General features: G+C 50.1%; 20 protein-coding genes. 6 read left to right on the plus strand and 14 right to left on the minus strand.

Annotation, left to right across the window (positions count from 1 at the left end; genetic code table 11):
• Window positions 1–12: 12 nt before the first annotated feature.
• The gene (locus ABD735_RS19015; protein WP_344809463.1) at window positions 13–1,518 is read right to left on the minus strand and encodes a right-handed parallel beta-helix repeat-containing protein; all 1,506 of its coding nucleotides are present in this window, start codon (window positions 1,516–1,518) and stop codon (window positions 13–15) included.
• Window positions 1,519–1,534: 16 nt separating this feature from the next.
• A complete protein-coding gene (locus ABD735_RS19020; RefSeq protein WP_344809465.1) occupies window positions 1,535–2,644 on the minus strand; it encodes an acyltransferase family protein in 1,110 nt (369 codons plus the stop codon).
• A 238-nt stretch (window positions 2,645–2,882) separates the two neighbouring features.
• Here ABD735_RS19020 and ABD735_RS19025 point away from each other — a divergent pair, with 238 nt between their 5' ends.
• Together ABD735_RS19025 and ABD735_RS19030 are read left to right on the plus strand one after the other, a co-directional pair.
• Window positions 2,883–3,557: a GDSL-type esterase/lipase family protein gene (locus tag ABD735_RS19025; protein WP_344809467.1), complete on the plus strand. Its 675-nt coding sequence runs from the start codon at window positions 2,883–2,885 to the stop codon at window positions 3,555–3,557.
• 437 nt (window positions 3,558–3,994) lie between these two features.
• Entirely contained in the window at window positions 3,995–4,672 is a 678-nt protein-coding gene (locus ABD735_RS19030) for an FkbM family methyltransferase (RefSeq protein ID WP_344809469.1), read from the plus strand.
• Window positions 4,673–4,776: 104 nt separating this feature from the next.
• Here ABD735_RS19030 and ABD735_RS19035 read toward each other — a convergent pair whose 3' ends face one another.
• On the minus strand, window positions 4,777–5,709 hold the full coding sequence (locus tag ABD735_RS19035; RefSeq protein WP_344809471.1) for a hypothetical protein: 933 nt from the start codon (window positions 5,707–5,709) through the stop codon (window positions 4,777–4,779).
• A gap of 190 nt (window positions 5,710–5,899) precedes the next feature.
• Between ABD735_RS19035 and ABD735_RS19040 the strand changes: the two genes are divergently transcribed.
• Window positions 5,900–6,055, plus strand: coding sequence for a hypothetical protein (locus ABD735_RS19040; protein ID WP_344809473.1), 156 nt, complete (start codon window positions 5,900–5,902; stop codon window positions 6,053–6,055).
• A gap of 67 nt (window positions 6,056–6,122) precedes the next feature.
• Here ABD735_RS19040 and ABD735_RS19045 read toward each other — a convergent pair whose 3' ends face one another.
• The 6 genes from ABD735_RS19045 to ABD735_RS19070 form a co-directional block, all read right to left on the minus strand.
• Window positions 6,123–6,668, minus strand: coding sequence for an MYXO-CTERM sorting domain-containing protein (locus ABD735_RS19045; RefSeq protein WP_344809475.1), 546 nt, complete (start codon window positions 6,666–6,668; stop codon window positions 6,123–6,125).
• Between the two features lie 561 nt (window positions 6,669–7,229).
• Complete coding sequence (locus tag ABD735_RS19050) at window positions 7,230–8,477, minus strand: glycosyltransferase family 4 protein (RefSeq protein ID WP_344809477.1); 1,248 nt, start codon at window positions 8,475–8,477, stop codon at window positions 7,230–7,232.
• A 29-nt stretch (window positions 8,478–8,506) separates the two neighbouring features.
• Window positions 8,507–9,610: an acyltransferase family protein gene (locus ABD735_RS19055; protein WP_344809479.1), complete on the minus strand. Its 1,104-nt coding sequence runs from the start codon at window positions 9,608–9,610 to the stop codon at window positions 8,507–8,509.
• A 3-nt stretch (window positions 9,611–9,613) separates the two neighbouring features.
• The gene (locus ABD735_RS19060) at window positions 9,614–10,774 is read right to left on the minus strand and encodes a glycosyltransferase (RefSeq protein WP_344809481.1); all 1,161 of its coding nucleotides are present in this window, start codon (window positions 10,772–10,774) and stop codon (window positions 9,614–9,616) included.
• Between the two features lie 4 nt (window positions 10,775–10,778).
• Window positions 10,779–12,251 (minus strand): arsenate reductase/protein-tyrosine-phosphatase family protein, encoded by a 1,473-nt coding sequence (locus ABD735_RS19065; RefSeq protein ID WP_344809483.1) that lies wholly within the window; start codon window positions 12,249–12,251, stop codon window positions 10,779–10,781.
• Window positions 12,251–13,708: an O-antigen ligase family protein gene (locus tag ABD735_RS19070; protein WP_344809485.1), complete on the minus strand. Its 1,458-nt coding sequence runs from the start codon at window positions 13,706–13,708 to the stop codon at window positions 12,251–12,253. Before ABD735_RS19070 ends, ABD735_RS19065 begins: the two co-directional genes overlap by 1 nt.
• Window positions 13,709–13,756: 48 nt before the next feature.
• Between ABD735_RS19070 and ABD735_RS19075 the strand changes: the two genes are divergently transcribed.
• The 3 genes from ABD735_RS19075 to ABD735_RS19085 all read left to right on the plus strand — a co-directional run bounded on the left by ABD735_RS19075 (window position 13,757) and on the right by ABD735_RS19085 (window position 17,389).
• Window positions 13,757–14,923: a carboxylate--amine ligase gene (locus ABD735_RS19075; RefSeq protein WP_344809487.1), complete on the plus strand. Its 1,167-nt coding sequence runs from the start codon at window positions 13,757–13,759 to the stop codon at window positions 14,921–14,923.
• A 181-nt stretch (window positions 14,924–15,104) separates the two neighbouring features.
• Window positions 15,105–16,040, plus strand: coding sequence for a hypothetical protein (locus ABD735_RS19080; protein WP_344809489.1), 936 nt, complete (start codon window positions 15,105–15,107; stop codon window positions 16,038–16,040).
• A 170-nt stretch (window positions 16,041–16,210) separates the two neighbouring features.
• Window positions 16,211–17,389: an RICIN domain-containing protein gene (locus tag ABD735_RS19085; RefSeq protein ID WP_344809491.1), complete on the plus strand. Its 1,179-nt coding sequence runs from the start codon at window positions 16,211–16,213 to the stop codon at window positions 17,387–17,389.
• Window positions 17,390–17,506: 117 nt separating this feature from the next.
• On the opposite strand, the gene ABD735_RS19090 is transcribed toward ABD735_RS19085, so the two are convergent.
• The 5 genes from ABD735_RS19090 to ABD735_RS19110 form a co-directional block, all read right to left on the minus strand.
• Window positions 17,507–18,223 carry a hypothetical protein gene (locus tag ABD735_RS19090; protein ID WP_344809493.1) on the minus strand — a complete coding sequence of 239 codons (717 nt, stop codon included), beginning with the start codon at window positions 18,221–18,223 and terminating at the stop codon, window positions 17,507–17,509.
• Window positions 18,224–18,492: 269 nt separating this feature from the next.
• Window positions 18,493–19,200, minus strand: a complete 708-nt coding sequence (locus ABD735_RS19095) for a PEP-CTERM sorting domain-containing protein (RefSeq protein WP_344809495.1) — start codon at window positions 19,198–19,200, stop codon at window positions 18,493–18,495.
• 398 nt (window positions 19,201–19,598) lie between these two features.
• The gene (locus tag ABD735_RS19100; protein ID WP_344809497.1) at window positions 19,599–20,303 is read right to left on the minus strand and encodes a PEP-CTERM sorting domain-containing protein; all 705 of its coding nucleotides are present in this window, start codon (window positions 20,301–20,303) and stop codon (window positions 19,599–19,601) included.
• A 366-nt stretch (window positions 20,304–20,669) separates the two neighbouring features.
• A complete protein-coding gene (locus tag ABD735_RS19105) occupies window positions 20,670–21,764 on the minus strand; it encodes a glycosyltransferase (RefSeq protein WP_344809499.1) in 1,095 nt (364 codons plus the stop codon).
• 4 nt (window positions 21,765–21,768) lie between these two features.
• Entirely contained in the window at window positions 21,769–22,851 is a 1,083-nt protein-coding gene (locus tag ABD735_RS19110) for a polysaccharide deacetylase family protein (protein ID WP_344809501.1), read from the minus strand.
• Window positions 22,852–22,863 lie beyond the last annotated feature (12 nt).

Here is a 22,863-nt window from a genome sequence, read left to right on the forward strand (position 1 = left end):
CTTTCTCCGTAATTATTGTGACAGACTAAGATCCCGACTATCGCCAAAAACCTTCCCGACTACCCTTTTTTGGATGCCAATTTCTTCGTCACCATGCTGGTATGGTCCAGCATTGGACCCATCAGGAAGAAACTTTCGAGCGATGGAATCTTTAGGTAGATGGTAGTTTTTATCTTGGATCGATGTGAATATATCTTTCAAATCGCTATTGACGCTGTTGGCATCTGGGTCCGCGGTCTTAACAGAGAACAACTTGTCGCTTGATGAATTCTTCCACGCGCCAAGTTGATTGAAGCCCTTTCTGCTCTTGCTGTACCGGTCTACGAGAAACTGTACGTCGTTGTCGTAAATATTGTAGTCAACTCTTGTCAAATGGCCAAACTTCGTCGGCGAATAGTGATCGGTGGCAATATCTATTTTGTTACGGACAATAATATTTCCATAAATTTCCACTGAACGCTGAGAATCAACAGTGATGGCCTCACTACTCCTGTTATTTTCACCATCGAATAGATTATTTGTAACAACAAGATCACCAGATAAGAAATCTGCAGCGGCGGTATTTCCTCTGATACCGCTACCCTCATACCCATAAATAATATTTTTTGTAATTATATTATTGCCAGCAGCTGTCCCTCCGGGCCTTGCGCTAATATAAACCCCATTGGTAGACGCATTTATCTTATTGTACTGGATGATTGATTCATCAAAAAGCGTTCTGCGTTTATCAGCAACATGATGATCTTTCCAGTATATACCAAGATCGGTATTGTAAATTTCATTATGCTCTATCAAAGCATTTATGACGCCGTACGCTTTTATTCCTGATCCGAGTGATGCACCTTCTACAGAAACGCCAGTGATAAGATTATTCCGCACAATCCAATCCTTGGAGCCCCACATGCCAATTGCCGAGGTATTTACACCGTGCGGACCAGTTGTATTTACAATACTATTATTTTCGATAACGAGACCAACCCCTAGCCTCTCGTAGTCGGGAATTTCCACTGTCGCCTGCCCCCACGATGCGATTCCGACAACGCGGCTATTGATAATTTTTAGCCCCGATATAGTTATGAAATCAGCGTTCTGGGTATGAATTCCGACTCGTTTGCTTTCACTATCGATAACAACGTGACCTTCTTCACCAGGCGCAGCGCGAATTATTAGCGGCTTATCTGCACTTCCACCCTTTTCAATGCACAGGCTCGCAGTCAGGTCATCAAGCCATGCGCATCGCTTAGTAAACTTCGACAGCGCACTGTTTTCAACGTATCTGCCGGCGGTGATATTTATGACATCTCCCGGCTTGGCCACGCTAACTGCTTTCTGGATGGTAAGGCAGGCCTTGGAAGCGGGTTCGCTGCACGAATTTTTATCGCTGCCAACCTTCGATACCCACAAGTCTTGGGCTCCAGCTTCCATTGCAATGATGAGGAGTGCGCCACCTAGAACTGATTTTACTGTCACAGCTGATCTCCATTCATAGCTATAATTTCCAAATAATCGCAAGGACATGACTAATTACCAAATGTTAGCGAATCGCTTTACCATTAAAAGCGTAACTGAGAGAATCAAATTTCTGTATCAGCATAGTGTGAACGAGAATCGAGACGATGAGTGCGATTGACATGAGTAGTGTCAACTCCAGCAGAGGTGGCCAGTCAACCCTGCGCAGGATCAGTGCGCCGAGTATCACGAGAATGTGGTGAAAAAGGTAAACAGTGTAGGAAGCATCTGAAAGGCGGCGGAAATACAGGGTTGGTTTTGAGCCTACAGCGTAAAAAAAATTGAAGCAGAGAATCACGCTGACCCAAACCACAAGCATCTTCAAATATTCCTCTATAACTATCTCAGCGAGATTTCCGTCTCCACTGCATACAGCGCTAGCGACGTATGCAGCGATCAGAATGGTGATAAGTTTCAAAGCGCTAGTAGAAATACAATGCTGCAAAACCTTCGGATACCGGTTCATCCACATACCAAATAAAAAAAACTGCAAATAGAAAAGTAAATTGAAGCCTTGAATGATGCCTGCCAAATCCCAATACAAGGGGAGGCCAAGCTTCCCCACAATCTTGAGCGCAATAGTATAAAGAGGTAGTGTCATTAGCAGAATCGGAAAGGGGAAATTCCTGGGCTCGAGGTGCGGATAGCGAGTTTTCAGGCGCATTCGAAAAGACGCTGTCTTGTCGGCCAGGCTGAACAGCGCACAAGCACACAAAAAAAACACGATGAGGTAGTTAAGGAACCATAAATGTGAAACCCAGCCTCCGTTCAGAAAGTAGCTTTGAAGGGACAAGTTAGCCCAACCCGTTCCGTCGAGAAGCAAGGCTTGGGCGCTATTTATAGTCAGCCCCGTGACAAGTAGCGGGATGACTATCCGCTTGAGTCTCAAGCGCAGAAACAGAGGAACTCCGTATTTTCTCAGTGTCAGGAGACAAAAATAGCCTGATACTACAAAGAATGCAGGCATCCGGAACGTATGAACAACCTCAACCAGAAAAAGCGCTACTGGACTAGTGTCAGAGCTGTAGATAAGCCACTGCTGAGTTGGGCTATAAACTTGAGCCGAATGCAGTACAACGCCAAGCATCATCAGACTGCCCCGCATGGCGTCGAGATAGAACAAGCGAGTATTCAAATGCAGTCCTGTCGAATTTCTAAAACAAATGAGCGTCAGTGAACGGGCTATGACATTGTGACTCGGGGTGCGCTAGAACCGAACGGGAGCGAGCTATACCTCTTGTTTCGACCACAACCCCTCGAAAGTCCGGAAGATAATACAGCAAGTTCGCAAAGCACATAACATGAAATTTCTACAATCGGCTATTTTACCGGACATTTATAGGTTTAAAGGCTGTTTTAAAGGATAGCGAGCGGTGAATTCGAAAAAGGGAAGAATTGCAACTGGCGTACTATCGATAGCGACTATGAGTATAGTTATCTTTTTTTGGCTCGAAACCCGCTCAAGCACGCAGCGGCAGATTCTGCAATATCGCTTTATGGACTCGGTTTTGCTCACAAGCAAGCCTGAAAAAATAGCTTTAGGCAGCTCCACCATCAAGTACTGGCCGTCACAACACGTGCCCTGCGGCCCTTGGTTAAACCGCGGAATTGGTGGAGCAACCATTAATGACGTCTTAAACTATGTCCAAGATGCGCCCGGGCGAAAGGTGGAAAGCGTTCTGCTTTATGTTGGAGACAACGACATTGCTTTCGGAGCCTCCCCGCTTTACGCATTAAAATCCGCAGCACGACTCATTCAGACCATCGAGCATCGGATGAAGCCGCAGACACTCTATCTACTACCGGTAAAATGGTCCCCAGCGCGCGCGGAATTTACAGAAAACTTCAAAATCTTCAATCGTCGACTAGAACAATATGCAAGCACCCAAGCTAGTGTAGTTTACCTCCCGCACAGGATGCAGACTGCTGCATATCCCCCAACCGCTGGTTTGTACCTTCCAGACGGCCTTCACTTGTCAACGGCGGGCTATGAGTATATGTTTTCAAGCCTTCGTAAGACCTGCGTCGGGTTTAAGCCCTCCCGGTAAACCAACTCTAATCTTGCTCATAATCTGCGAAGCCGAATCAGCATCCCCGGAATAACGATGGGGATTCTTGCTCAAGTTCGACGACGGAGTCAGCTCAGAGTCGCTGGCGCCTGCTGCGAGGATATGAATCACTGGCGGGCATGGTTCCCGGCAAGCCCTCCCACGGTGTCAGCATAGTTTCTCTCGAGTGAGCTATGCTCAGCTGGAAGAAAGACGCTTGAGAACGTCCATTTTCTCTTCAACGCACGTGCCTCATCTCTAGAAGCCGATCAAAGAGGTGACGCCGACGATGCCTGAGAAACCTCAAAGGCTTGTGTAGCTAGACCGTGCAACTACATTGACAACTAACGGATGGAAGATTTACCCAGCGAAGGTTTCAAGATGGATCACTCACTCCTCAGATTGAAGAGTGTCTACAATTGAAAGGAACGATAAATATGACAATCCTGAAAAGAGTCGCAGCTAAACTGCCTGAAAGTTGGCAGGCGGAGTTGAAAAGGTTGCACTTCTCCAGGCAACTGAAAAATGGAACTTTTAATACTGACGAGCCTGAATATGGTATTTTGGATTCTTTGATTAAGCCTGGTGATTGGGTTCTGGACGTTGGGGCGAACGTAGGACACTATACCAAACGTTTTTCAGAACTAGTTGGGACGGGGGGGAGAGTTGTCGCTTTTGAACCAGTACCCGAGACGATGGCACTGTTGGCGGCGAACGTTAGGAAGTTCAAATTTCCGAACGTAACACTTTTCAATACGGCAGTTTCTGATCGTGTTGATGTTGTTGGCATGTCCCTGCCCAAGTTCGCCAGTGGACTTACAAATTACTACGAGGCCAATCTCACATCTTCTCAGGATGCGCAATTAACCGTCTTAACCGTTCCTATTGATGCTTTATTTTTAGACCGGCCAATTGCACTCATAAAGATAGACGCTGAAGGACATGAGGCTTTTGTCTTGGCTGGAATGAACAAGCTAATCAGGACTAGGCGTCCAACTTTGATAGTGGAGACAGGTTCTGAAGAAGTTATAAATTCACTTACTTCGTTAAAGTACGAAGCTGAAAGGCTGCCAGGCTCTCCGAACGTCTTATTCAGACCCCAAGCTATGCTTTAGTTCAATTCGAAAAAGTGACATCGGCTCTTTTTTGAGAACCGATGTCGCCACATTACGTGGATCTTTGAAACCAGCTTCATCTTCTGCTGTAGCATAGTCGCCGTTTAATCAATCCTGACGCTAGCAGGTGGTCGAGGTTGAACGATGGCCGAGGGAACAGAGGTCGTAGTCGCTCCCACAATTTTATTAGCTTTTATCGTGAAATTTTCTATGCAGAATGACATCAGTTCCGTATTGTTAAGATCATTCGCCCAACCTAATAAGTAACCTTTATCAATATAATTGCCGCGGCTGGCATAGCGAATAGACTCTGACGGTGCCGGTGCTCCAGTGTAGGCAGGACGAATTTCTGCGCTATGGGTACTATGAATTAGCTCACCATTCCTCCAGATGTCCGCTCGTCCAAAGTCCCCTGGCCTTTCTGCAAGTTCAACATAGTGATGCATCCGCTGCCATTTACCTGAATGGTTTTCCCATAGCAACGCTTTGTCACTTCGCATGGCGTGGCCGAAGTTCTTGCCATCCATGCCGATATTGAAGCCAGGGGTTGCGCCCCCTTTAGCGCTTGCAGTTGTTCCCCACAGGCTATGGTGAACAGTAATATTCGAGTTAATCACACCATATTTTCCGGACCAAAGCATAAGCCCTTTATGATTCCGTTTCGCTGCCACATAGTCTGGAGGAATGTAGAGGTCGTAGCTTATTTGGATCTGCGTTGCCTTGATTGGAAGTATGAATTTGGTTTCAGCCCATGAATCTCCCACTTCTGAAACACCTGGATCATTTGCAGTTCCATAATTGGGCAGGTAATCATATCGAAGTGTTCCAGAGCCACTCCTGGTACCACCAGCACAAGAACTGTTGAAGAAAACCTGACGAGCAGGTTGCCAAAAGCTCTTATCTGGCGCGGCTTCAAAATCGTCTTGGAACGTCCAATCTGGGTCCAGAATATGGGTTTCCGGTGTGGTCTCGGCTGTCGCACAGCCCGATACGAATAGAGCCAGCGGCATTAAGAGTAGGCTAGAAAACTTCTGCATAAGTAGGACTCACTCAAGAAACAGGACACTACGACAAGTCTAGAGCATTTCTATATACAGGGCTGTGACATCGTGTTTTCTTTTGAAGCATTGTATAAAAGCTGTCGCCGATTAAGAGAGCTAATAGCTACTGGCGTCAAGATCAAGGCCGCTGGAGCCTCCAGTCAAGCTGCCCGGAAAGCTTCAGCACTTGGACGATCTGCCCGCTGTTGAGGGTCTTCCGCGAGAGGCTCTCTACAGTGCGATGGCCGAGTTTTCACAGTGCATCGATTACGCGGGAGAGTCTCTGTCAGTCGAAGCGCTTGCGCTGTCGCTGAAAGCTGACGCACTTAAGGCAGAGAAGTAGCCCAGCCCTGCCAAGAATTAAGCTACTAATGTGTAATTTAGCCTCAGCTGAAGCTGGGGCATAAGGACTATGCCCTTTTACGCCGCAACAAAAGGCCAGCCAACCCAGCGGCCAGAAGCGGGGCAGTTGGACCGACAGGGACTGCAGCAGCGCTATCGAAGAAAGAGATCATCGTTGTCTCGTAAACCGATCCGCCGTATTCATAGCAGCCAACACCATCACCACAATCGTCGAAGGAAAAGTAGTAGCTGAAATCGACTGTATAGGCATAGGTCTCGCCCAAAAGCGGGCCAAGTATTCTCTCCTTAGAGGGATTAAGAGCGTCACCCTCGCCGTTAAAGATGGCGCGCAGGCCCCAATCAATAACGCCATCGCCCCAGCCCCCACCATCTCGATAGCCATAATAGATGTCGTTCTCTACCGTGTAGTTAATATTCGGCACCCAGACGTTCGGATTGGTAATGTTCGGTCCGCCAGTCCAGTCCAGCGTAAAAGTGTAGGGGTCTGCGTTGATATCGAAGACCGCTGTCCCTGGGAGAGTTATCGGCGCCGCGTTAGCCGAAATCGAGCCGATAAGTAGCCCCGCTATAAGAAGCACTTTGAAGCTGTTCATGTTCTGTCCTGCCGCAATTCTTTGATTGTGGGTGGGTAGGCGTGAAGGGCTGTGCTACTGAAAATCGGTTCACGCCATCCGAAATAGAGCTACGCTCTTTCTACCGGTAGTTGGAGCAATAGTCAAATGTGGTGTACGGAGAGTCAAACGGCTTGCTGTTCCGAAGCTTCTGCTTAACACAGCTTAAGACCATCCTTGAACTGTAGGCCGATAATAACTTCAGCCAGTAACCAGTATCCTCGCAGTATTTTCCAGCGAATCTGTGTCGTCTCCATAAGCTTGAAGGCCATCTTTAGTGTCGTTAGGGCGCACCCTCTGTTGGTTGCTATCCATCAAGATAAATCGACAAGATGCACCGCTATCCTCTCCTCATACACCAGAACCAAACATAGCGCTTCCCAAAAAAGGCAGAGGCGGAGAAGCTACCCGCTGAAACGACAAAAATGCTCCATCAAGGCGAACTCTCTTCCAGCTTTGGTTCTGATGAATAAAATCTGGAAGGCAGCTAATTATTCAGCATTTCCCTATGGCTGAAGTAGGGAAACTAATTTCACCGCTTGTTTATTTGTAGACCTCTCTCAAATCAGCACCAATTGATTCGTAAGAGAAACTGCGCTCAATGAGCTCACGCTCTCGACCAGCCATCTCTTCCAGTTTGTGACGGTTGGTAAAAAGGTCGATGAGCGCATCGCAAAAATCTTCGGCTGTCTCGGCAAAACGCACTGTACGCCCCTCCTCAACGGCGATCCCCTCGCAGGCCACAGGATGAGCTACCAACGGTACACCCATCGCCATCGCATCCAGAACTTTCAACTTTGTACCCCCTCCGTCCCGAATTGGACAGATAAAAACAGTCGCGGCTTCAAAAACAGGCCGGATATCATCCACAAATCCTGGCGCAGTAAAGCCACTATCTGCTTGAGCCAGCTCATCAAGCATCTCGACGGAACCTCGACCGACTACCGAGCAAGTTGCGTTGGGCAGAGCCTTTTTAACCAACGGCCAAACTGAGCGAGCAATAAAAATAGCGGCATCTCTATTCGGGTACCAGTCCAGCCCACCAACGAATAATAAATGAGCACCCGACGGATCATACGGAGTAGATCTTGTAAAATAATGAAGATCCACCCCGTTCGGCACTACCTTTACGTTGTCAACCTGATGGAGATCTCTCAGCCGCACCGCATCGAGGTCGGAGCAAACCATATTCAATTCGACTTGCTTGCAAGCCTCCCTTTCGATGGCTATCAGTTTCCTTGACTGCCACGCCAGGTAGGCCGACAAGCCAGACGCAGCTTGCTCTGCTCGCCGCGCGAGCATTACTGATTCAATATTATGGTGATTGAGAATTAACTTCGCGCTCAACGATTTATCAGCGATGAACTGCCACAGTCCGATGGAGTCCACATGAATGACATCGAAATCTTCTAGCGCAAGAGCTTGGTTAACCCGTTGCTGGTAGATCTTCGAAGAAAGATATACGTAGTCGTAGGGTTGCATCAGCAGGATTGATTTGAATGCTGTCACATACCTGTTGAGCTTCCTATTAAACTGGCCATGTCGTACCAGCTCCACCCGAGTGCAGAATGTTTCGAAATCGGTCTGTATTTTTGTCAGGCCCACTTCATAGTCCTGGAAATATGCTTCGACTCTGCTTTTATGGGCGAGCCCAATGAAAGTAAGGTCTACACCCTTCCCTATCTCGACAAGCATGTTATAGCTACGCTGTTCTGCCCCACCTTTAGGAGGAAAGGGGGCGAAGTGGGATAGCCACAACACTTTTGGTTGAGTTTTCTCGTTCGTCTGCAAAATCTAAGGCCTCCGTATTATGCTGTCGCTTACCACGCTTTCGCTTTCTTATATATCGGATTGAACGGGTGATTTTTGAGTTTGAGGCAGTTTCGTTCCACCACAAACCACGAGGTTATTGCGATAGCTAATGTCAGAAACATCGCCGTCAGTGCGAAAGCGAAACTGCCGGTCAGGCCTAAATAGACCATGCAGTTAATCACTGGCATGTGATAGATATAAATACCGTAAGAAAAGTCGTTACCGCGAGTAGTACGCTGGGCGAGAGTGGGAAACGAATATGCAAAAGAAAAAATGAGAGGCGCCAGCAATGCAAAGAATAACGGATTAACGTTATTACCAAAGTTCGCGTTCTGTTGAACAGCAATCAAACCTACGATCAAATAACAGGGAAGAAGATAGATAAAACGCCCAGCAAGAATCTTATGAAAACGGTCAAAATTCCGTTGAAAAAATACGCCAACGAGAAACATATAAAACCACGGAAGAAATGATACCTTGACTAATTTGTAAGCAATCTCACTTTGTAACTCATACGGTACCGCACTGACGGCTCTGTTGATCCCAAAGAAAATCAAGATAAGCAGTATCAACCGCCAATTGTTATCGTCTCTCAACCGAAATGCAGCATAAATTACCGGCACCAAAACATAGAATTGAAGTTCCACGGTGATTGTCCACAAGCTGCCGTTAAGGACGCCGTCACCATAAGCTCTCATGAACTCAGGATTGTAAAACTGAATCACGCTGATCTTTGCAATATATAACATCGCCCAGTCGACAAACCCCGCATCAGTTTCGAAGGCATAGCCGCTTGCGAAAATCAGGATGAATGACAGAGTCACCGCAAGAATCAATGCCGGGAACAAGCGAAGGATACGATTTGAAGCATAATCTTCAAGCTGGGAATTACTTTCGAATGACTTGCTTATGAGAAAGCCACTGACAAAAAAGAAAATTGGTACGCCGGGAAACATATATAGCAAGCCCAATGCGCTTTGCACAAAGGAAGTGACAGATACATCCATTATGTGAAGTGAATGAAGAATGGCGACCTGGCTCGCTGCAAATAACCTCAACAGATCGAAATTATTGGTCCTGAACAGCATTTTCGAAGATTGTGATGAGCCCATGATTTAGGTTTCATTATCAATATTAGGGGGAAAGTAGAGTCTATAGTATTCCTGCTCACAGCGCTCAATGCTGAAGCGTTTAACCACTTCAGCACGACACTGCTGGAACTGGTCTTTTAAAGAAGAATCATCGTCAATTAGATGCCAGAGTGCCTTCTCTGCGCACTCCAACAAAGGCGTTTGAAGCAAGAGCGCAGGATAGGACTGGAGGATCTCTCCTACGCCCCCTACGTCGTGTCCCAGCACCATCACACCTAATCCTACGCTTTCAAGCAGATTCAAAGGCAGACCTTCATGGTCCGAGAGAATAACGACTGCATCCATTTCGGCAATAACTTCGTGGACATCCTCTACGAAGCCAAAGAAATGTATATTATTCCGTGCTGCAGAATTGCGAGCAGCAGCCTTGGTAACTTCAAGAAGAGGGCCCTCCCCTATAATGAAAAAATGTACATAGAGCCCTCCTCCCTCGACAATTCGAGCTGCCAGCTGGATGAACAAATCATGACGTTTAACTGGAACCAATCGCCCCACAATCCCAACTCGAATTTGAACTTCAGCGGCCGGCCCAACAATCTTCGTGGTATGGCTATGTTTACGATCCTGAGATGCTGCAAAATGAAGAGCAGCAAAATCAATTCCGTTCGAAATAGTCTTTATGCTCTCAGAGCGGACGCCGATTTTCTCCAAGTCTAAAGCAAGATGTTTCGCAACTACGACGTGAGCTTTGAAAGCACGCCTGTATAGTAACTGTTCTAGCTTTTTTGAAGCTCGGGTCATCAGACTGGCTGACGCCGAGTGTTCATCGGCGCCATGCAAGGTTCTCACTGCCGGAAGTTGCTCCCAGACAGCAATTAGGAGTGCCAGCAGATTTTCTTTTCGCCGATGCGAGTGCAGCACTACCAGCGGACTACTCTGCTTGATCTGTCGAACGAAATCGTGACTTTTTCTGAGTATATGTACGAAGGACTCTTGGCTCTCGTCACAGAGGCAAACATTAGCTCCACTAGCTGTCAACTTATCAAAAAGTTGTCCAGGATTTAAAATTACAACACATACTTTTAGTCTAGGACGTCCTAACTGTTGATCGACAAGTTGCCATACCTGGTTTTCAGCTCCACCCCATAGATCTCCTGACACAAAATGAACTACTGCCTGATCCATAACTTTAAGTCTCCGAACGAGACGAAGTGTTCAGGCAATTGACCAGCTGCTCAACGCTGGAGGAAATTAGATCGAAACAGCGCTCATAATAAACTTCTGACCGGACAATTGGATCCTGAATGTAGGGCGAACATGGGATCGACCAAATCCCGGCAAGAGTGAACTGGGCAACCTTTGAATTGAATTTCCCGTCTGACTGACAGATGCGAATATGTTCGGGCTCAAACGCAACATATAGGTCACCATCGCGTGGTAAAAACGATGCCATTGATGTAGTGACATGTTCAGTCAGATCAAGTCCCTCGCGTAATGCTCTTTCCAAAGCAGGAGTACTTGCAGCATCATGATCATTCGCACATAAACCGAACGAGACTGCCTCTAATTTTATTTTCGAGCGGAATGAGCAGGCAGCGTAAGCACTTCGGTTGATGTTTCCCTTACAAAAGAAGACCACTCGTTGGATTTGTTCAAAATTAACCTTCCGGTAATCGCGGTAACTTCCTATCCAGCTCATCAGGCTTGCTGAAACGGACTTTAGAAGCGCATTCTTTCCACCATAGTAGTGTGCGTAGGAGAGCCTGGAGAGAGGGATGAACTGCTGCGAACGTCGAATCCTTGTTTTGAGTCGGGATATGTCGGAATCAGCTATCGGAAGCTTCAACTGTGGAATAGCGCCCTCCTTAATGTTCTTGCCTGAACAGAGTGACTGAGTATAGCTATAGGCGAAACACACCTCTTCTTGTGCTGCGCCGCATCTAGACTCCCAATAATCGTGGTGAAACGGTAATGCGTGCATTCCAGTGCGGCATTCGCCACCCAATGCTCCCAACCTTTTTCTTGCTGTTGCAAGCCCTCTTTGAAAGAGATCTTCTGAAACAAGTCTTGAGACAGCGGGCTCTGGGATAGCCACACACGCGGGCAGTAAGTCGGTTGCAATTTCAAGGACAGCAGTTGCTGACTGCGATGCTTTTAATGGCCCCAAGTTGTCCTCAGAGTTCAGACGCTTCTCGAACGCATGAATTAGGCTATCTCGCTCGCGGGGGCCAACAAGCGCCAGTCGTCGAATCACATCTCTTACGGCACCGTCCCGAGTTGACTTCTCCAGCCGGTACTTTACCAGGCCCGGACCGAAGCTGACTTCATAGTCACCATCGGGCGCTTTAGCGAAGATTTCTCTTACTACAACAGACCAGTTGCGAGAGTCTCGACTAAAAGTTGCGCTGTTGCCGACGAGTAGAAATGGTACGTCGAGTGATTTGAGACGATTGCACCAATGGAGAAAGTAATCATAGCTATAAGCATGCACCACGAGAAGGGCTGCGTATTCTGCATCAAATTCGCTAGAGTCTCGTGCTCGAAAAAAAGTTACGGGGTTTACAAAGTGAAAGCCGGCATTTGCCATGCTTTCGACATTCTCGTAAGCCGCCCCAGCATCCTCAAATTCATCCAAACGAAAAACGGCACAGAGCGAACCCATTATTTCTTACTCTGGAAGCTGGGAACAGGTGGTGGCTGAACCACCCCAACTTGCTTACCGACACGAAGCCTTTGGGTGTTAACAGTTCCCGACGCCGGCAATTTTCCTGCTCTTGCCGGCGAGTAACGGATTCGCGAAACCCCGTAAAGCAAACCCGCAAAAATACCCTGCATCCAAAAGAAGGGATAATAGAGTGCTGATATAAAGGCACATGTGATGAATAGACTGAATGAGCCGATGTTGAGTGCTTTAGCAGTATTACGATAAAACTTTGCCATTTCCTCCCCTTGATAAGGCAACATCGCCAGTGCCGTCGCGCGATTCAGTCTCCAAGTCGCAAATGCAAAAGCCAGCAAGAGCACCAGCCCACTGTACCCGAGCTCGGCCATTGCCTGAAAATAGGTACTATGGATTTCTTCCGCCTTGTACTTGATCGAAGGATCAAAGTGATAAGCTTTATAGTAAGGGATCCAATTGTAGTAACCGACACCAAGCACTGGATTATCTGCAGCCATATCGCTGGCTATGCCCCAATAGAAAAGCCGCAGATTTGAGGTACCATCATCCCCCGCAGTTTCAAATCTAGCTTTGAACTCTGCTGGTAGAAGCAGGAAGGCGACAAAACTGAACAACATGACAACCATTAGTCTCTTAAACATCTTCTTCTTCTGGAAAAGGAGCAGTAAACCTATCCCTACTAGCCCGAGCACTCCACCCCGAGAGCTACTAGCCAGAACGCAACTGAAGGCGCTGATCGGAAAAAGTAGCATGAAATAATAAAGAAGCTTAGACCAGCGGTGCTTAAACGCAGTGATAAAGGCGACCGAAAGTGGAAGAAAAATAAGCATCTGCATTGCGAATTCGCCAGAATTTTGAAACCAGCCCGGCGATCCCGTTACACCAAAGTCCGCAAATGAAAAACCTCTGGAAACCCACGATACAAACCCATGTTGAGACATCTTGAAATTACAGAGCATGTAGAGCAGAAAAAAGATAAAAAACCGCTGCTCTGTGTTGATAATCTTCAAGACCAGATAGTAGATTACAAACCACTGACCCATGACCTCAAGCTTGCTGAAACTATAGGCGCTGTCAAAGGCCAAGATGCTCGACGCCAAGACGAGAGCACCGAACATGAGAAAGGTGGCGTGTAGTCCGGACAACCCCTTTGATGCAGCAATCTTGTCCCCCTTGGCTAGAGACAAGACAAAGGCACCTAGAATACAGATCTGCGACCACGGCAAAAAATCCAGCCACGGATAGATCGACTGCGGCTTTATATACTCAAAGAACAACCACCCGCAAATCGCCCAAAAAGCGAGGTGCTCTTTCTTTACCGCCTGCCAGATCGTCTTCGGACTCAGGTTCGCCAGCGACTCAACACTGCCCTGCTCGGAATCGCCCTGTGCCACCGCGACCTTCGATTTAAATCTGTTTGCTGTCGTATTCTGTCGCATAGCAGTTAGAATCCGGTACGTCTCAACGCACTCAACAAGGAAAATGTAGTGGAAACCGTTCTCGTTCTCGATGCACAGCAGCGCAGCGCGCTGGCTGTCACCCGCTCTCTCGGTAGCCGGGGCATCCGCGTCATCACTGCAGATACCGTTCCCGAGTCCCTGGCCGGTGCTTCAAGATTCAGCGCCGGCAGCGAAGTGTATGCTTCGCCTTCGGAGCCCGAGGCCTTCATCGCATCGATCAATGCGCTCATCAAGAAGCATTCGATCGACGTGCTGTATCCGGTTACGGAGATTTCTCTCTATACGCTGCTGGCCAGGCGCGACGAACTCGCCGACACCAGACTTCCGCTAGCGCCATTTTCGACTATCGAGCAGCTGGCAAACAAGGCTGAATTGGTAGCGCTTTGTAACGGTCTGGGCGTCGCAGCGCCGCAGAGTGTACAGTATTTCAGCGCCGCTGAGGCAATCGACGATGTCAGGGGATTCGCGTATCCGCTCATTATCAAGCCCGCCCTCTCCCGCATCCAGATCGATGGCCAGTGGGTCAATGCCACCGTTCGTCAGGCTGCCGACCCAGAGGAAGCGCTGGCTCTACTGAAATCCGAGCCCGCCTTGCAGCAGCACCCCTTCATGATTCAGCAGTGCATCGAGGGGCATGGCGCAGGCGTCTTCCTACTCTATGACCACGGCGAATGCATCGCCCACTTCACCCACCGCCGTGTGCGCGAGCGCCCGCCAAGCGGCGGTGTATCGGTGCTCTCAGAAAGCGTCCCCACCGACCCCGCCCTACTCGCCCAGAGCCAGCGCATTCTCGATGCGGTGAAGTGGCATGGCGTGGCTATGGTGGAGTACAAGGTAGGCCCCGACGGCACGGCCTACATCATGGAGGTCAATACGCGCTTCTGGGGATCGCTACAGCTGGCCATCGACTCCGGTGTCGATTTTCCTTTCCTGCTCCATGAAGCCACCATGGGCCGAAAAACGCGTGGACCAGAAAAATATCGCACCGGCAATCGTCTTCGATGGCTCATGGGCGACTTTGATAGACTCTATCTGGTACTCCGAAACAGAAATTCTGCCGGAAATAAATTCTCTGAAATCGTGCAATTCATGAAGCTTCTCCAGGCCGGAACCCGTTACGAGGTCAACCGTGGCGGGGATATGCAGCCCTTCTGGCGCGAGCTCAAGCTGTACTGGAAGGCCTTGAGGGGCTGACGAACACGTGAATATTTGTATCGTAAATGATGCAAATACCCTATGAATGTAAAGGTTTACACACTTTTGTAGGATTTACCAAGTTTAGGCCAGATGGCCGATTTTTCGCTGTCTACCACCTGCTAATCTTGCCGCACATTACGAACTTGTACGGATAAGAGATTAGTCGGGAGGCAACAGCATGAAGCAACAGAAAAAAAACCTGGGCATAGCTCGAGGTGATGCTTCAGATAGAATTCTCAGCAAGCCACTGTTCTGGGTCTCGACCACCGGTTCGATAGGCGCTTTTGTTGTAGCCCTTACAATACTGGTGGACTCCGTGCCCAAGGGCGACCAGGTAGTAGCCCTGCCCGGTGTAGAGTCTGCAGTCGCAGTGATGGCAACAGCTGAGCCGGTAGTCACCCAGAGTGAGTTCCAGCCAGCTGCAGCGCCGCAGACCGCAAAAACCACGCAGACCATCGACGGGGCCATGGCCCAGACGATGAACGATGCGCCGACAGACTTTGAATCGGAGCATCTGTCAGACGAATCAGGCAACTTCGGCTTTACGGTTACCCCCGCTCAAGAATCCCAGTACCAAGCCCTCAATACCAATTCTGATTACCCCAGCCTCGAAACCAGAATGCTTGAAATGCAGGCCCGTCGCAGTGGCAAGGTCTTCGACCCTGAAACCGTCCTGCGCGCCCTGGCACAAGAGCATCCCTGGCAGGAAAGCGCCGAGGTCAGCGATCAGCTGGACCTGACTCCGGAGCAGCTTTATGACGGCCGCGAGTTCGTCAAGGTCGATCAGATGAAGATAGAGACCCTGGTACCTGGCGATACGCTGGAACTGCCTGTGTCGTTCGAAAGCGGCAGCATGGAAATGGTAGTGGACAACGTTGAGGTCAGCGACACCGGTGAAGTGACCTGGTTTGGCCGCATCAAGGACTACGAAGAAGAAAATCAGGTAGCGATCACACAAGGTACGACGGTCACCATCGGTGGCATTACCACGCCCAACGGCGAATACATGATCGAATCCCGAGCGGCTGCAGGCTGGATAGTTCCAACCGGCACGCTGTTCAACCCGGTAGACGAAGACGATCGCATCTACCCGCCAGAACAGAAGAACTCCTGATTACGAATATCGGGAACCTAAATTTTTAAAGACTTTGCTGCTGTCCCAAGGGGCAGCCTCTGAACACTACGGATGATAGGAGAACTACCTTGAACAACCCGAACATCACGAGCCAAAAGAGCCACCGACGGTCAGCGAGCCCCCTTCTCACAGCAATTCTTGGTACTGGCATGCTCGCATCAGCAGCTGCAGCGCAGGCAGCAACAATGGATGTGCTTGTGGTATACGATAGCGGCGCGAAATCACAACTCGGCGGCGAGCCTTCGACAGTAGCCCGTAGCTGGGTCAACCAGATCAACGGCTACTACACTAATTCCAAGATTGATATCAAGCTCAACCTGGTCGGTACTCAGTACCACTACGAAAGCGGCAACAGCGTGACTGACCTGATCACCAACCTGCAGAAAGACTCTTCAATTCGCAGCAAGCGTGACAGCCTTGGCGCTGACTTCGTCGTTATGATGAGCAGCAAGGCCAACTGCGGTATCGGCTACGTCACTATGTCCAGCCAGTACGCTTACAGCGTCGTTGGTCCAAAGTGCGGTCCAATGACCATGGCACACGAACTCGGCCACAACATGGGTCTGGATCACTCACGCAAGCAGGGCAAGACTTCTGGCTCACGTTATTCATATGCACTCGGCTATGGTGTGGATTACTCCTTCGCTACCATCATGTCCTATGCACACCTGTACGGCTCCAGCCGAATCGGCAAGTTCTCCAACCCGAACGTGTCCTGCAACGGCAAGCCTTGTGGCGTCCCTGCTGGCAAGTGGAATGAAGCTGATGCGGCACGTGCACTGCAGAACGTCCGTAACGAGCTGTCCAACTACCGCGCCAGCAAGAGTAGCTCGTCAACTACAACCACTACTGCACCGAAGCCTACTACCACCACAAGCTCAGGCTCTTCGTCGTCATCTTCATCAATCACCAGCGGCAAGACCTACCGTCTGCGTGCGAAGAACAGTGGCAAGTGCATAGATGTGAGCGGTAACGCCAGCTATTCAGGCGCGACGATCGCACAGTGGTCATGCCACGGTGGTTCAAACCAGGCGTGGACAGCATCAGCGACTTCTGGCGGCTATTTCACGCTGAAGGCCAAGCACTCAGGTAAGTGCCTTGCGGTTGATGGCACTGGCGATCGTGCACGTGCCATCCAGGAAAACTGCAACGGTGGCTCGAAGCAAGAGTGGAAACTGACTGCAGACGGCAGCCACTTCCGTGTATCGAACAAGGCCAGCAGCAAGAACCTGGATATCCGTGGCCAGTCACGCGACAACCGCGCAGCTGTTCAACAGTACAGCGCTAACGGCGGCGACAACCAGCGCTTCGGTCTGGAAGGCGTATAAACGACGGCTAGTTTAGCCTGACAGCAAAAAGGGCCCCTCCTCACGGACGGGCCCTTTTTTAATCTCGTGCTGAAGGTCAGTCTTCCTGAGACAGGCGTCTCAATCAGATTTGAACACTCAGGCCTGAGCTTTCTTCCGACGAGACAAGCACAGTACCGCCACGCCAAGCACCAACAGACCGAGCGTCGCAGGCGTAGGGACGTTCACATCAGGCACAAGGTCTGAGTTGTAGCTGAGATCGAAGTTCAAATCCCAGTGCTTGCTGCCGGTATAGACTGGCTGTCCATTCGCCGCATAGATATCCATCCAGACCGACCCACCAAAGGCATTGGTCTTATCGTTTGCACCAGTACCGAACTGAAACACTGGCGCCTTGCCGGACTTACCCGGAGCCGCGACGAGCTGAGCATAATAATCAGTACCGTCGACATTGATTCGGCTATCGGCAGACAGCCCTGTGTAGAAATTCCAGTCGGAGGTATTGGAGGACCCGCCTTTCTTCACCACTGAATAGCTGTCAGTAAAGCCGGTAAACAGCAGGTCGAATGCAGCGCTCACCCCATAAGGATTGACTGCTGTGCCTAGCAATCTTGCAGTACCATCGTCCGACTGTAAAAAGACTGCGCCTTCTTCGAGGCTGTAAGACCGTGCCATACAGTTTTTGGCACCCAGCTTCAGCGAATTGGTAGACAAGCCATGGCTCACACCACCGCAATTCTTGCTGGCGGTATCGCTGACGTCATAGCCACTGATCACGGTGGCTGACACCGACATGGTCGACAGCGTCATTGCCAGGACAGATAAGGCGAAACGTGGGGAGACTACAGCTTTCATGAACTACAACCCTATAAGCAGACGTTCTGGGGAATTTTGTGCAACGTTTCGTTTGGTAACAATAGTTAATACTACTGCTTAGCACGAGTCGGGCCATATTTCGTAGGTATATGTTTTATATAGATTAATCATTGATATGCGGTAAGTGACGAGCATGTTTCGGCATGCCACCTGTATGCTTTCTGGACAGACTCAGAGGGCAGCCTGGGAATTTAGGACACACAACAAAAAGCCTCCCGAAGGAGGCTTTTGCAGAACCGCTTTGAGGCTTACGCCTGCTTGCGACGTGACAGTCTCAGTGCCGCAACGCCAAGTGCCAGCAGACCGAGGGTCGCAGGCGCTGGTACGTCAACACCTGGGCCTGGCTCATCAGGGATGAGGTCAGGGTTGCTTGCCAGGTCGAAGTTGATATCCCAGTGAGCATCGCCAAACAGTGCTTCACCTTCAGCGCTGTACATGTCGAGCCATACAGAACCACCGAAATCTTCAGTCTTGTCGTTTGCACCAGTGCCGTACTGGAACACAGGCATGGTGCCAATGTTGTCAGGAGCGCCGACCAGCTGTGCGAAGTAATCTACGCCGTCAACAGTGATCTTGCTGTCTGCTGTCAGGCCAGTGTAGAAGTTCCAGTCTGAAGTATCTTCTGATCCACCAGTCTTGACTGGTGAGTAGCTGTCAGTAAAGCCAGTGAAGGTCAGGTCGAAGATAGCGCCAACGCCATTTGGGTTGGTAGCAGAACCAGTGAAGGTCGCTGTGCCATCGTCTGATCGAAGGAAAGTTGTACCAGTCTGGATTGAGTAGTGATACTCACCAGTGGCATTCAGAGAGTTGGTCCACAGACCAAAGCTGTTGCCTTCAGCGCTGACGGCTGCATCGCTGACGTCAAAGCCTTCGATGACAGCTGCTGAAGCAGGAACGGCTACTGCGAGAGCCAGTGCTGAGAACGCGAACGATTGCGCAAATTTTGATTTAAGCATGAGAAACCCCTGTAAGGTTGTAGTTGGTCCGTGAGTTGTCATCCTGATGTTACAGGTACAACGTTTCACAAAAACATTCCGTGTATTGCAGTCAGTTAAGATACAGGAAATGTGCCAACTTTGTAAGCCTTTGTTTCATTAAATATTTTTGGCCATCCTACGTAATTTTACGCACACTTTCAGGGGGTAGCTTTTACAAAAGGCTACAGTGGGCGACGCCAAAGTTACAATGGCTGGCCGAATGGATTATCTCTTTGGTAACACAGCGGGATGGGTACGTGAGGCGCGTTTGAAAAGATGAAAAAAAGATCAAAAAAAAGCCCTTCCGAAGAAGGGCTTTTTCACTCTGCTAACGTTTAAGGCAATCGAAACGACCGGTCAACGTTAGAGAAAAGAGCTTACTTGCTGCGACGTGACAGACGCAGAGCAGCAACACCAAGTGCCAGCAGGCCAAGTGTAGCAGGCGCAGGAACGTCAACATCTACATCAGGAACCAGATCTGGGTTCTCGGTCAGGTCGAAGTTGATATCCCAGTGGTTGCCAGCAGTGAACAGCGCAGTGCCGTCAGCAGCGTACATGTCCATCCAGACTGAGCCACCGAAGTCGCCAGTCTTGTCGTTTGCGCCAGTGCCGTACTGGAATACAGGCATTGAACCAACGTTGGTTGGTGCACCAACCAGCTGTGCGAAGTAATCAACGCCGCCGACAGTGATTTTGCTGTCTGCAGTCAGACCAGTGTAGAAGTTCCAGTCAGCCTGCTTTGCAGTGCCGCCAGTCTTCACTACTGAGTAGTCTTCCTGAAAGCCAGTGAAGGTCAGGTCGAAGATGGCTGAAGTGCCCAGTGGGTTAGAAGCTGAACCAGTGAAAGTGGCAGTGCCGTCGTCTGAACGAAGGAAAGTAGTGCCAGCTTCGATAGCGAAGTACTTAGAGCACTTGCTTGGGGTCAGGCTGTTGGTCCAAAGACCGTACTGAGCGCCGCCGCCACAAGAAACGTTTGCAGCATTTGATACGTCGAAGCCCTGGATAACGGCTGCTGATGCTGGAAGAGAAACCGCCAGTGCGATTGCTGACAGAGAAAAACCTTTAACTGCTGAAGAGAACATAATGACTCCTGATGAATTCTTTTAGATCGTCTGTAACGCTAAGTAATCTAAATTACTGTTCGTTACCATAATGTAAGCACTTGTCGTGCCAATATTGTATGCGCATGATTTTAAAGCAGTTATTGGAAGGAGTCGCTCGACTTCGCCTAGCGACCTGTATAGAAGATTGACACACGGTTACAGAAGCGCCGATTCCGTATCAAAAAGATACAAATCGTCTGCCTTCGTTCAGCAGGACAACGGTACAGCGCAGTTTGTCATTTCTTGAAGGGTAGAAATATCATGGACTTGGCAGGAGAAGGAGGCGGTCTGAAAATGATTCTGGCAGGGCCAATGGCCTAGGGCTTTTCCATAAGTCGGCTTACTTTACACTTGCCTGCGGTAGAGTTCAGCGTAGCGGCGAGCCATGACTGTAGCGTCGTATCGCTCGGCAAGAAGCGCAAGCCCATGTTTCGCAAGGGCCTGGCGAAGAGAGGCGTCAACTATCAGTTTTTCCAAAGCGCCCGCCAGTGCTCGCGGATCGCCAGCGGGCACGAGCAAACCCGTCTCGCCGTCGCTCAGAACTTGCGGAATACCGCCTACCGCCGACGCCACCACGGGTCGCTGTGCCGCCAGACTTTCCAGAATAGATAAGGGTAGCCCTTCACTCAGTGACGGCATGGCGAAGATATCGCAAGCCCACAGCAACTCTCTGGCATCATCCCTGAACCCAAGCAGGGAACATTGCCCGGTCAGGCCGAGCGAATCGATCTTCGACTGCAAACTCTGTTCTTCCTTCCCCCGTCCAGCAATGAATACCTTGATCTTGGCACCACCACGGCTGAGGCGCACTGCGGCGTCGATCAGATGAGTGTGCCCTTTCACTGGATAAAGGTTTCCGACAGCGAGAATCATGCACTCATCGTCGGCGACGCCCAGTTCGCTGCGATAGCGCTCGCGCACTGCAGGGTCCGGTGTATAGCTTAGGACTTCTATGCCGTTTTCGATCACTACGACACGAGATTCAGGGATACCGGCATCTGTGGCGAGAAAGCTCTTGATGTCGTGGGACACGGCCACCAGCGTGCTGAGCCTTGCGGTCAGGCGCATGAAGAAGCGCCTGACTGTCTTTTCCGTGTAGTAGTTTTTGCCATGTACGGTGGCAATATGCGGAATACCGAGGGACTTCGCCACGAGCGCGAGGTGCATGTTCATGGCAAATTCGTTGGAATGAACAACTTGTATATTGTGCAGACGTAGCAGCTGCCGAACCTGCAGCATCCACTGCGGGCTCAGGCTCCTGGGCAGCGGGATCAGGTCATAGTCGATACCGAGGCGTTCGAGTTGCTTGGTCAGCCAGCCGGGCTTGATGACCAGCACCCGACATTGGTGACCTTCGGCCTTCTGGCTCTGGACCAGGCGCAACATGAAGTTCTCTGCCCCACCCGGCCCCGAGGTTTCGATAGCATGAAGTATGTTCATTTGATCATGCTCCCGAAGCGCTTGCGCCTCGATAGAGTTTCGCCAGAAACGATTCGGGCGTATTGCTCGCATCTTCATGCAGCCCAATGCGCTTGAGCGCGAACAGCGAGTCGCCCGCCTGATTAATGCCATTTCCTGTCGTGACAGCAGCCGCGAAACGCTGCTCAACCGCCTCTCTGGCATGCTTGCTCACGTCACCGTTTGGATAACAGAATAGCGATGGCACGGCGCCGAGATGAGACTGGATGGCGTCGATGCAGCCATCCAGTTCCGCATCGACAGCGGCGGGATCAGCTGCTTCGTTGAGCCTGAGATGGTTCACGGTATGGGCGCCCACGTCGAAGGTAGGTGCCATGGTTTTTACCTGGTGCCAATCCAGCATCTCTGCGCCCTGCTCCAGGGTCAGCTCACTGTCCTGTGTCAGGTGCTCGAACGATTCATCGAGAAACCTGTAGATCTGCGCATCGGTAAACTGTTTGCTGGCAGCGATCACCTCGGCTGCGTATTCCTTGTTGGCGTACCGGGTACTATCGGGTTTGACGCCGGTTGAGGCAATGAACTCTTCGAGTCCGATTTTTGCACGGCTGTCTGGTCCAAGCGCTGCAGCCAGTTTCAACAGCCTGTTCAGCTGCTCGGGCCAGAACGTTCGGCCAGTACCAATGAACCCGGTCGCCAGGAATATGGTCGCCGTGGCGCCATGCTCGCGGAGAACGGGCATTGCGAATTCATAATTATCCAGCCAGCCGTCATCGAAGGTAATGGCGCAGCACAAGCGATTATCGCCAGTCTCCCCACCCTCAAGCACACGCCCTTCACGCCTTGCCTTCACCCACTGCCCCAGGTCTACAAAGCGAACCAGCGGCTGCAGGGTTTTCAACTGCATACTGAGCGTTTCTGGCGTGACGTACATACCGGGCTCTTCGAAGGCCAGACGTTCATCCTGCTCGGGCAGAACACGGTGATACATCAGAATCAGCAGAGGCTGAGTGTTTGCATCGCCTTTCGTTTCCCCACCCATCCGGGTCAACAGGCGGCGAGCTGCCTTGGCCTGATAGGTGTCCCGGATGTTCTTCAGTAAAGCCTTCATGAATCAGTCACT

It is taken from the genome of Allohahella marinimesophila, assembly GCF_039538005.1.
Classification (GTDB): Bacteria; Pseudomonadota; Gammaproteobacteria; order Pseudomonadales; family Oleiphilaceae; genus Allohahella; species Allohahella marinimesophila.